The organism is Streptomyces sp. NPDC002809 (genome assembly GCF_040295435.1).
In the GTDB taxonomy this organism is placed as follows: Bacteria; Actinomycetota; Actinomycetes; order Streptomycetales; family Streptomycetaceae; genus Streptomyces.
Genome location: NZ_JBEOVJ010000063.1, coordinates 40,888 through 50,487, shown reverse-complemented (window position 1 = coordinate 50,487; position 9,600 = coordinate 40,888). Strand labels below are relative to the sequence as shown.

Below are 9,600 nucleotides of genomic sequence, written 5' to 3'. Positions count from 1 at the left end.
GCCCCCGCCGCCGGGCCGTGCGGGTGGCGCTCCCGGTCCGCTCGGGTGCCGCCCGAGACCCGTAGCTGGGATGACCCCCCCCCCGCCCTCGCCGGGGGGGCGCCGCACGGACATCCGTGCGGCGCCCTCCGGCGTACGGGCGCTACAGCCAGCCCGCGAACTCCAGCGTCACTTCGCCTTCCTGGCGGCGCCCGGCCGCCAGCGCGCGGGTGCCCGACTCGACCGCACGGAACAGCGTCCAGCCGTGCAGCCGCTCACGGTCCACGTCCAGCGCGTCCGCGAGCTTCTTGATCCTCCGCCGGGCGGTGACCGCACCACTGGGTGAGGCGATCAGGTCCTCGACCCGGTCCCGCACCAGCCGCGCCAGATCGTAGGCCCGCTCCCCGACCACCGGCTCGGGGCCGACGGTCAGCCAGGGTGCGCGTTCGCCCGACAGCACCTTGCTCTGCCGGAAGTTGCCGTGCAGCAGCAGATCGTCCTCGGGGGAGTGGGCGACCAGCTCCGCGCGCGCCGCCAGGGCCGCAGAGACCAGGGGCTCCAGGGCGGGATCGGCCGCCGCGGAGGCCCGCATTCCATCGATCCGGAGCCCGGTCCGCCCGGCGACGGTCTCGAAGGCGTGCCCGGCGGGAGGTTCGACCCAGAGCCGCCGCACCGTCCCGGCCGCCTCCAGCAGCGCCTTCGCCTCCGGGAGCGAGCGCAGCGACACCTCGGGATGCAGCCGCTCCAGCAGCAGGGCACCCTCCGCGGCATCCGTGGCGGGCACCTCGTCCGGGGGAGCGATCAGCTTCACCGCGCCCCAGCCGTTCCAGTGCGCCAGCGCCGCCCTTTCGAGCTCAGGCGCCGCCCCCGCCGGGGCGAGCTTCAGCGCTGCCCGGGTGCCGTCGGCCCCGCGTACCAGCAGGACCAGGCTGCTGCGTCCGCCCGGGGCGGCGACCCGTTCCACGGTCGCTTCCCGCCCGGTCGCGGCCAGCGCCTGCTCGGTCAGGCCGGGAAGCCGTGCGAGCCAGTCCCCGGCGGCCGTATCCCCGTACGACTCGCCGAGCGCTCGCACCAGACGCTGCGGCGGTTCAAAACCCATACGTGCCGTGTTCCCTTTCAGAGTTCCTCAGTGCGCCGTGCCGGCCTGGGCCTCGGACCGGCCTGCCGTCACCTCGTCGCTGTCAGCGGTCCCGTCGGTGCGGGACCCGTCCGCGGCCCGCTCGGCGAGCCCGGGAAAGGGTACGCCGCTGCCGCGCCAGCGGACCGCGCGCACCGCTGCCTCCCGCAGGGCGTCCGCCGCCGACCGCCGCAACGGCCCCTCACAGGCCCGCACGAGGTCGGAGTAGACGTCCGCGACCCGGTCCTCCAGCACGGCGGCGAGGCGCACGGCCGAGGCGGCGTCCGGTACCGCGAAGGGCAGAGCGTACGCCGGACCCGCGGCCACCGGCTCGCCGCCCAGGTCGCGCACCGTCCGCACCAGCGCGTCGCGCCTGGCCCGGTGGGCGTTGTACGCGGCGGTTGCTTCGGTGCGGCGGTCCGCGGCGACCCGGGCGCCCGCCACGCCGTATCCGTACACGGTCGCGTGTTCGGCGGCCAGCGCGGCCTGCGCGGCCTCCAGGACCCCGTCGTCGCTCTCGTCGCTCATGCCTTCGTCTCCTTGGCCAGTTCGGTCAGCAGATAGGCGTGGGCCGAGGCCGCCGCGGCGACCGACGCGAGCAGCCGGGCGAGCTCCGGCGGGGCCTTCATCAGCGCCTGGGTGTGGGAGGCCGCGGCACGGCGTTCCGCGGCGGCCAGTTCCCTGACCGCGGCCGCGGCGTCACCGGTGCCGGGCCGGGTCCGGACGAGGCCGAGCGCGTCGCCGGGTCCCAGGGCCGTGATGTGGGCGCGGACGGCGTCCCGCAGGGGGGTGAGCCCGGCCGCGGTCGCCGGATGGGCCCGGACCACGTGCTCGTACTGGGCGAACAGTGACGTGCTCACGCTGCGGGCCTGGGTCCGGAGCGACGTCTCGGCCGACGACCGGGCGGCCGCGGTCCGCGCGTCGGCCCGTGCGGAACCCTTGCGTCCGGCGCTCTCGTCATCGCCGCTGCCGCAGCCGGCCAGCACCGCCCCCATGGCGATCGCTCCCGTCGCGGTCAGGGCTCCCCTGCGCGTCGTCCCCGTGCGCCGCACTTGTTCTCCTTCGGGCCTGGACCTGTCTTGACTGGATCTGTCCGGAAGTGATCACCGTGGGCGAGCGTACCCGCGCCCCGGGGGCCGGCGGACAGCAACACCCCCTGGGACCGGATACCCTTTGACCAGACACACGACGATCCCCACAACAGCACACGCGGCCGAGGAGTCACCCGGATGAGCACCACCCAGAGCGAGAGGCTGCGCGGGCTGGTCGAACCGCTCGTCAGCGCCGAGCAGCTGGATCTGGAAGAGATCGAAGTGTCCCGGGCCGGCCGTCGCCGGGTGCTGCGGATCATCGTGGACTCCGAGGAGGGCGTGGAGCTCGACGCCTGTGCGGATCTGAGCCGCGCGATCTCCGAGAAGCTCGACGAGACCGACGCGATGGGCGAGGAAGAGTACGTCCTGGAGGTCAGCTCTCCCGGTGCCGACCGCCCGCTGACGGAGCACCGCCACTACGTACGTGCCACGGGCCGCCTGGCCAGGCTGACCCTGAGCGAGGGCGGCGAGCTGGTGGCCCGCATCCTCGCGGTCGACGAAGAGGGTCTGGATCTTGAAGTGCCGGGCGTCAAGGGCCGCAAGCCCACGTCCCGCAGGATCGCCTTCGCCGAGATCGCCAAGGCGCGCGTGGAGCTGGAATTCAACCGCAAGGACAAGAAGGAAGAGGAGGCGTAGCCGTGGACATCGATGTGAAGCTTCTGAAGGGCTTGGCGCAGGACAAGGAGATCCCGTTCGACGTGCTCGTCGAGGCGATCGAGTCGGCCCTCCTCATTGCGTACCACCGCACGGACGGCAGCCACCGCAAGGCGCGTGTCGAGCTGGACGAGCGCGGCCATGTGACCGTGTGGGCCAAGGAGGACCCGGCCGACCTCGAAGAGGGCCAGGAGGCCAAGGAGTTCGACGACACCCCGTCGGGCTTCGGCCGGATCGCCGCGACCACCGCCAAGCAGGTCATCCTGCAGCGGCTGCGCGACGCGGAGGACGACCGGACGTTCGGCGAGTACGCGGGCCACGAGGGCGATGTCGTGACCGGCGTCGTCCAGCAGGGCAAGGACCCGAAGAACGTCCTGGTCGACATCGGCAAGCTGGAAGCCATCCTGCCGGTCCAGGAGCAGGTGCCCGGTGAGGAGTACACCCACGGCCTGCGGCTGCGCACCTATGTCGTACGTGTGGCCAAGGGTGTCCGCGGCCCGTCCGTGACGCTGTCGCGGACCCACCCCAACCTGGTGAAGAAGCTCTTCGCGCTGGAGGTCCCGGAGATCGCCGACGGTTCCGTCGAGATCTGCGCGATCGCCCGCGAGGCCGGCCACCGCTCCAAGATCGCCGTCCGCTCCACCCGCTCGGGCCTCAACGCCAAGGGCGCCTGCATCGGCCCGATGGGCGGGCGTGTGCGCAATGTCATGGCCGAGCTGCACGGCGAGAAGATCGACATCGTGGACTGGTCGGACGATCCGGCCGAGATGGTCGCCAACGCACTGTCGCCCGCGCGGGTGAGCGAGGTCGAGGTCGTTGACCTCGGCGCCCGTTCCGCCCGGGTCACCGTGCCGGACTACCAGCTCTCGCTGGCGATCGGCAAGGAGGGGCAGAACGCCCGTCTGGCCGCGCGTCTGACGGGCTGGCGCATCGACATCCGCCCGGACACCGAGACCGATGCCGAGCGCGACGTCGCGGACCGTGAGCGGGCCGAGCGGGCCCGGGAGCGCTCCGAGCGGCGCTGACCGACGACGACCCCGAAGACCCCGTCGGACCCCGGTCCTGACCGGGGTCCGACGGGGTGACAAGGAATAGATCTCGTCGGCGCGCCGCTGAGATCACGACAACATCCGTTCGATTTTTGCCCCAAACGGGTGAGGTCGGTACGGGGAGGTAGACTTAAACGTGTCTGGCCGGACGCACGCCCGCGCTTGCCCCGAACGAACCTGTGTGGGATGCCGGGAGCGAGCGACCAAGAGCGAGCTGCTGCGCATCGTGGTGGACGGGGACGCATGCGTCCCTGATCCTCGCGGTACGCTGCCCGGCCGGGGTGCATATGTACACCCCGTCTCCGACTGTCTGGACCTGGCGGTTCGCCGCCGGGCATTCCCCCGGGCCTTCAAGGCCAAGGGGCCGTTCGACCCCGCTGCGGTGCAGCGGTTCGTCGAGCGGGTGACACCGTAAGAAATTGAACGGCACGGGTCCCCGTGCGGTCAGGTACCTCGCGAGTTGGAAGTAGGTCGAGATTGCGATGAGCACTCGATGAGTACGCGATGAGTACGCCCATGAAGTAGCGACGGTCCGGCGGTAACCCGGACCTAAAAGGAGCGAAGTGGCTAAGGTCCGGGTATACGAACTCGCCAAGGAGTTCGGGGTTGAGAGCAAGGTCGTCATGGCCAAGCTCCAAGAACTCGGTGAATTCGTACGTTCGGCGTCCTCGACGATCGAGGCGCCGGTTGTACGCAAGTTGACTGACGCACTGCAGGGGCCCGGCGGCAACGCCGGCAAGTCCGCTGCGAAGCCCGGCGCGCCCCGCAAGGCCGCGCCCGTGAAGCCCGCAGCGCCCTCCCCGGCCGCTGCGGCACGTCCTGGTGCCCCGAAGCCCGGCGCACCGGCTCCCAAGCCGGCCGCCGCCGAGGCCCCGGCGAGCACCACCCCCGCTGCACCTTCCGCGCCGTCGGCGGGCCCGCGTCCGGGCCCCAAGCCCGCGCCGAAGGCCGCCCCGGTCACCCCGGTGCCCGCAGCCGAGTTCTCGGCTCCGGCCCCGGCCCAGCCGGCAGCGCCGCAGCAGCAGCAGGCCCCGCGTCCCGCGGGTGCCACCCCGGGTCCCCGCCCCGCCCGTCCGGCTCCGGCCGGCGGTCAGCGTGACGGTGGCCGCGAAGGTGGTCAGCGTGACGGCGGCCGCGGTGGAGAGCGTGGCGCCGAGCGCCCCGCCCGCCCCGCAGGCCAGGGCGCCCCGCGCCCCGGCGGCGCACGTCCGGCGGGTCCCCGTCCGGGCAACAACCCCTTCACCTCCGGTGGCTCGACGGGCATGGCCCGTCCGCAGTCGCCCCGTCCCGGTGGCGCCCCGCGTCCCGGTGGCGGCCAGGAGCGCCCCGGCGCCCCGCGTCCGCAGGGCGGCCCCGGCGGCGCCCCGCGCCCGCAGGGTCAGGGCCAGGGCGGCGCACGTCCGTCTCCCGGCGGCATGCCGCGCCCGCAGTCCCCTCGTCCCGGCGGCGCCCCCGGCGCCGGCGGTAACCGTCCGAACCCGGGCATGATGCCGCAGCGTCCCGCTGCAGGCCCGCGTCCCGGTGGCGGCCCCGGCGGTGGCCGTGGTCCCGGTGCCGGCGGCGGCGGTCGTCCCGGCGGCGGTGGCGGCGCAGGCCGTCCCGGTGGCGGCGGCGGCTTCGCAGGCCGTCCGGCCGGTCCCGGTGGCGGTGGCGGCGGCTTCGCCGGTCGTCCCGGTGGCGGCGGTGGCGGTGGCGGCGCAGGCCGTCCCGGTGGTGGCGGCGGCTTCGGCGGTCGTCCCGGATTCGGTGGCCGTCCCGGCGGCCCCGGTGGCCGTGGTGGCACACAGGGCGCCTTCGGCCGTCCCGGCGGTCCCGCGCGTCGTGGTCGCAAGTCGAAGCGGCAGAGGCGCCAGGAGTACGAGGCCATGCAGGCCCCGTCGGTGGGCGGCGTCATGCTGCCCCGTGGCAACGGACAGGCCGTCCGGCTGTCGCGCGGTGCCTCCCTCACCGATTTCGCCGAGAAGATCAACGCCAACCCGGCGTCGCTCGTCGGCGTGATGATGAACCTCGGCGAGATGGTCACTGCCACGCAGTCCGTCTCCGACGAGACGCTGAAGCTCCTCGCGGACGAGATGAACTTCGTCCTGGAGATCGTCAGCCCGGAGGAGGAGGACCGCGAGCTGCTCGAGTCCTTCGACATCGAGTTCGGCGAGGACGAGGGCGGCGAAGAGGCCCTGGTCTCCCGTCCGCCGGTCGTGACCGTCATGGGTCACGTCGACCACGGTAAGACCCGACTGCTGGACGCGATCCGCAAGACGAACGTCGTTGCGGGCGAGGCCGGCGGCATCACGCAGCACATCGGTGCGTACCAGGTCGGCGCCGAGGTCAACGGCGAGGACCGCAGGATCACCTTCATCGACACCCCGGGTCACGAGGCGTTCACCGCCATGCGTGCACGTGGTGCGAAGTCCACCGACATCGCGATCCTCGTGGTGGCGGCGAACGACGGTGTGATGCCCCAGACGATCGAGGCGCTGAACCACGCCAAGGCGGCCGACGTGCCGATCGTGGTCGCGGTCAACAAGATCGACGTCGAGGGTGCGGACCCGACCAAGGTGCGCGGTCAGCTCACCGAGTTCGGTCTGGTGGCCGAGGAGTACGGCGGCGACACGATGTTCGTCGACATCTCGGCCAAGCAGGGCCTCAACATCGAGGCGCTTCTGGAAGCCGTCGTCCTCACCGCCGACGCCTCGCTCGACCTGCGGGCCAACCCGGAGCAGGACGCGCAGGGTATTGCGATCGAGTCCCACCTCGACCGCGGCCGTGGTGCCGTTGCGACCGTCCTGGTCCAGCGAGGCACGCTGCGGGTCGGCGACACGATGGTGGTCGGCGACGCGTACGGCCGAGTCCGCGCGATGCTCGACGACAAGGGCGAGAACGTCGAGGAAGCGGGTCCCTCGACCCCCGTCCTCGTGCTGGGTCTCACCAATGTCCCGGGTGCCGGCGACAACTTCCTGGTCGTCGACGAGGACCGTACGGCCCGTCAGATCGCCGAGAAGCGTGCCGCTCGTGAGCGCAACGCCAACTTCGCCCGCAAGGGTGTCCGGTTCTCCCTGGAGAACCTGGACGAGGCGCTCAAGGCCGGTCTGGTCCAGGAGCTCAACCTCATCATCAAGGGCGACGCGTCCGGTTCGGTGGAGGCTCTCGAGTCCTCGCTGCTCCAGCTCGACGTCGGTGAAGAGGTCGACATCCGGGTCCTGCACCGCGGTGTGGGTGCGGTCACCGAGTCGGACATCGACCTGGCGACCGGCTCCGACGCCATCGTGATCGGCTTCAACGTGCGCGCCGCAGGGCGTGCCGCGCAGATGGCCGACCGCGAAGGTGTGGACGTCCGGTACTACTCGGTCATCTACCAGGCGATCGAAGAGATCGAAGCGGCCCTCAAGGGCATGCTCAAGCCGGAGTACGAAGAGGTCGAGCTCGGTACGGCGGAGATCCGCGAGATCTTCCGCTCGTCCAAGCTGGGCAACATCGCCGGTGTGCTGGTCCGGTCCGGCGAGGTCAAGCGCAACACCAAGGCGCGCCTGCTGCGCGATGGCAAGGTCATCGCGGAGAGCCTCAACATCTCCGGTCTGCGCCGCTTCAAGGACGACGTCACCGAGATCCGCGAAGGCTTCGAGGGCGGTATCAACCTCGGAAACTTCAACGACATCAAGATCGACGACGTCATCGCGACGTACGAGATGCGCGAGAAGCCGCGAGGCTGACCCGTACCTCAACAGTCGGGGCCGGTCGACGGGACGTATTTCCGTCGATCGGCCCCGGCCGTTCCGTGTACGGTTCTTGTGTCCCTGCCAATCACCGGCAGGGCGCGAACCCGAACCGGCGGGATATCCGGACACACATGTATGTGGGGACACTGTCCTTCGATCTGCTTCTCGGCGACGTACGGTCGCTGAAGGAGAAGCGCTCCATAGTCCGTCCGATCGTTGCCGAGCTCCAGCGCAAGTACGCGGTGAGCGTGGCGGAGACGGGCGGTCAGGACCTCCATCGCAGGGCCGAGATCGGCCTCGCCGTGGTCTCCGGGGAAACCGGGCACCTCACAGACGTACTCGACCGGTGCGAGCGATTGGTCGCGGGCCGGCCGGAAGTGGAGCTGCTGTCCGTACGGCGGCGGCTGCACAGCGACGAAGACGATTGAGCAAGGCGAGAAGGAGACGGACCAGTGGCCGACAACGCGCGGGCTAAGAAGCTGGCGGACCTCATCCAGGAGGTGGTCGCCGAGAAACTGCAGCGTGGAATCAAGGACCCGCGCCTGGGTACGCACGTGACCATCACGGACACCCGCGTCACCGGTGACCTGCGGGAGGCCACGGTCTTCTACACGGTCTACGGCGACGACGAGGAGCGCGCGAGCGCGGCGGCCGGGCTGGAGAGCGCCAAGGGCATCCTGCGCTCGGCGGTCGGTGCGGCGGCGGGGACGAAGTTCACCCCCACCCTCACCTTCATGGCGGACGCGCTGCCCGAGAACGCCAAGGCGATCGAGGACCTCCTCGACCGGGCACGGGCCTCGGACGCCAAGGTGCGCGAGGCGTCCTCGGGCGCCACGTACGCGGGCGAAGCGGACCCGTACCGCAAGCCGGAGGACGAGGACGAGGACTCACCTTCCGCATGACGCAGAACAAAACGCCGGACGGCCTTGTCATCGTCGACAAGCCGTCCGGCTTCACTTCGCACGACGTCGTCGCCAAGATGCGCGGTATCGCCCGGACCCGCCGCGTCGGACACGCCGGCACGCTGGACCCGATGGCGACCGGCGTGCTCGTGCTCGGCGTCGAGAAGGCCACCAAGCTCCTCGGCCATCTCGCACTGACCGAGAAGGAGTACCTCGGTACGATCCGGCTCGGCCAGGACACCGTCACCGACGACGCGGAGGGCGAGATCACCTCGTCCACCGACGCCTCCGGTGTGACGCGCGAGGGCATCGACGCGGGCGTCGCCGCCCTGACCGGCGCCATCATGCAGGTGCCGTCCAAGGTCAGTGCCATCAAGATCGACGGCAAGCGGTCCTACGCACGGGTGCGTGGCGGCGAGGAGTTCGAGATCCCGGCCCGGCCGGTGACCATCTCGTCCTTCCGCGTCTACGACGTCCGTGAGGCCGTCGCCGAGGACGGCACCCCGGTGGTCGACCTGGTCGTCTCGGTGGTCTGCTCGTCGGGTACGTACATCCGGGCCATCGCCCGGGACCTCGGCGCCGGGCTCGGCGTGGGCGGGCATCTGACCGCTCTGCGGCGCACCCGTGTCGGTCCGTACGGTATCGACGCCGCGCGGACGATCGACCAGCACCAGGAGGAGCTGGTCGTGATGCCGGTGGCCGAGGCCGCCGACTCGGCGTTCCCTCGGTGGGACGTCGACGACAAGCGCGCCAAGCTGCTGCTCAACGGCGTGCGGCTCGACATGCCCGCGTATCCGCCGGGGCCGGTCGCGGTCTTCGGGCCCGACGGGCGGTTCCTGGTACTCGTCGAGGAGCAGAAGGGCAAGGCCAGGAGCCTCGCCGTCTTCGCCTGACCTCCGGAGCCCCTTCCGTGACCCAGGGCCTTCCGTCCGGATCGTGCACGGCCCCGCGAGCCCTGCGTGATCCGGACGGAAGGCCCTGATCGTGGAGCGGGCAGGGCCTCTGTGCCCGCTCCACGCCCCCCACCGGAGTCTGTCCGGCGAACGTCCCTGATTCACCCCAACGGGCAGGCGCTCGGAGTGAATCGAGGGTGCA

General features: G+C 71.6%; 10 protein-coding genes. 7 read left to right on the top strand and 3 right to left on the bottom strand.

Annotated elements, in window-relative coordinates; translation table 11 throughout:
• Positions 1 to 142 precede the first annotated feature (142 nt).
• From ABT025_RS29005 to ABT025_RS28995, 3 genes are read right to left on the bottom strand one after another with little or no spacing between them, the layout of a single operon-like run.
• Entirely contained in the window at positions 143 to 1,078 is a 936-nt protein-coding gene (locus ABT025_RS29005; protein ID WP_351000706.1) for an aminoglycoside phosphotransferase family protein, read from the bottom strand.
• 27 nt (positions 1,079 to 1,105) lie between these two features.
• The gene (locus tag ABT025_RS29000; RefSeq protein ID WP_351000704.1) at positions 1,106 to 1,624 is read right to left on the bottom strand and encodes a ferritin-like domain-containing protein; all 519 of its coding nucleotides are present in this window, start codon (positions 1,622 to 1,624) and stop codon (positions 1,106 to 1,108) included.
• Complete coding sequence (locus ABT025_RS28995) at positions 1,621 to 2,148, bottom strand: hypothetical protein (protein ID WP_351000701.1); 528 nt, start codon at positions 2,146 to 2,148, stop codon at positions 1,621 to 1,623. Before ABT025_RS28995 ends, ABT025_RS29000 begins: the two co-directional genes overlap by 4 nt.
• 177 nt (positions 2,149 to 2,325) lie before the next feature.
• On the opposite strand from ABT025_RS28995, the gene rimP reads away from it, so the two are divergent.
• The 7 genes from rimP (at position 2,326) to truB (ending at position 9,398) form a co-directional block, all read left to right on the top strand.
• Positions 2,326 to 2,823 carry a ribosome maturation factor RimP gene (gene rimP, locus ABT025_RS28990; protein ID WP_351000698.1) on the top strand — a complete coding sequence of 166 codons (498 nt, stop codon included), beginning with the start codon at positions 2,326 to 2,328 and terminating at the stop codon, positions 2,821 to 2,823.
• Between the two features lie 2 nt (positions 2,824 to 2,825).
• Positions 2,826 to 3,866, top strand: a complete 1,041-nt coding sequence (nusA, locus tag ABT025_RS28985; RefSeq protein WP_351000695.1) for a transcription termination factor NusA — start codon at positions 2,826 to 2,828, stop codon at positions 3,864 to 3,866.
• A gap of 160 nt (positions 3,867 to 4,026) precedes the next feature.
• Positions 4,027 to 4,305 carry a YlxR family protein gene (locus tag ABT025_RS28980; RefSeq protein ID WP_351000693.1) on the top strand — a complete coding sequence of 93 codons (279 nt, stop codon included), beginning with the start codon at positions 4,027 to 4,029 and terminating at the stop codon, positions 4,303 to 4,305.
• Positions 4,306 to 4,453: 148 nt separating this feature from the next.
• Positions 4,454 to 7,597, top strand: a complete 3,144-nt coding sequence (gene infB / locus ABT025_RS28975) for a translation initiation factor IF-2 (protein ID WP_351000690.1) — start codon at positions 4,454 to 4,456, stop codon at positions 7,595 to 7,597.
• A gap of 137 nt (positions 7,598 to 7,734) precedes the next feature.
• Positions 7,735 to 8,031 (top strand): DUF503 domain-containing protein, encoded by a 297-nt coding sequence (locus ABT025_RS28970; protein ID WP_136329549.1) that lies wholly within the window; start codon positions 7,735 to 7,737, stop codon positions 8,029 to 8,031.
• Positions 8,032 to 8,055: 24 nt separating this feature from the next.
• On the top strand, positions 8,056 to 8,505 hold the full coding sequence (rbfA, locus tag ABT025_RS28965) for a 30S ribosome-binding factor RbfA (RefSeq protein ID WP_351000687.1): 450 nt from the start codon (positions 8,056 to 8,058) through the stop codon (positions 8,503 to 8,505).
• Positions 8,502 to 9,398, top strand: coding sequence for a tRNA pseudouridine(55) synthase TruB (truB, locus tag ABT025_RS28960; RefSeq protein ID WP_351000684.1), 897 nt, complete (start codon positions 8,502 to 8,504; stop codon positions 9,396 to 9,398). The genes rbfA and truB overlap by 4 nt, the downstream gene beginning before the upstream one ends.
• The last annotated feature ends 202 nt before the right edge of the window (positions 9,399 to 9,600 follow it).